Source organism: Pedobacter nyackensis (assembly GCF_032678475.1).
Taxonomy (GTDB): Bacteria; Bacteroidota; Bacteroidia; order Sphingobacteriales; family Sphingobacteriaceae; genus Pedobacter; species Pedobacter nyackensis_A.
Genome location: NZ_JAVTSF010000021.1, coordinates 1 through 682, shown reverse-complemented (window position 1 = coordinate 682; position 682 = coordinate 1). Strand labels below are relative to the sequence as shown.

At 38.7% G+C, this 682-nt stretch carries 1 pseudogene; it reads left to right on the top strand.

The annotated features are described in order from the left end of the window. Positions 1-682, top strand: a pseudogene (locus R2Q84_RS25210) (hypothetical protein); the annotation flags it as partial.

Below are 682 nucleotides of genomic sequence, written 5' to 3'. Positions count from 1 at the left end.
CGTATTGCCAGTCACATTAACGGCTGCTACGGGCATCAGTCATGGCGGATCTTTAACTGGTAATAAAATCAACTGGACGAACTTAACAGTTCCTGCAAATAGTACTTTGACGCTTAGCTTTACCACTACGGTATCGGCAGACATTCCTTCAGGAGTTACAACAGTTAAAAACACTGCTGTTGTTGTAGATCCGATTGATCCTTTAATACCCATTAATCCTGAAATTGAAGTTCCGATATTAGAAGATCCAGCGCTAAAACTCACTAAAAAAGTTACCAATGTTGGAACTGGTACATTAGGAGCTTTCCAATTGGGAGATCCAATTGAATATACATTTACTGTAAAGAATACGGGAGATGTTATACTACGTAATATAGTATTGACTGATATATTAATTAGTTCTACTCCAATACCTATTCCAGGTTCAATATTGCCTGGTGCTGAGTTGAATCATGTAGTGACTTACACGATTACTCAGTCGGATGTTGATGCTGGAAATGTTACAAATAGTGCGCTAGCAAAAGGAACAAGTCCTGCTGGAATAGATGTTCAAGATAAATCTGGAAACGATGTCACAAATGACCATCCGACAATTACACCGATAGCTCAGACTCCTGCTTTGAGTTTAACCAAAACTGCAGTAGTTGGGCCATATAATAAAGTTGGTGATGTGATCACATAT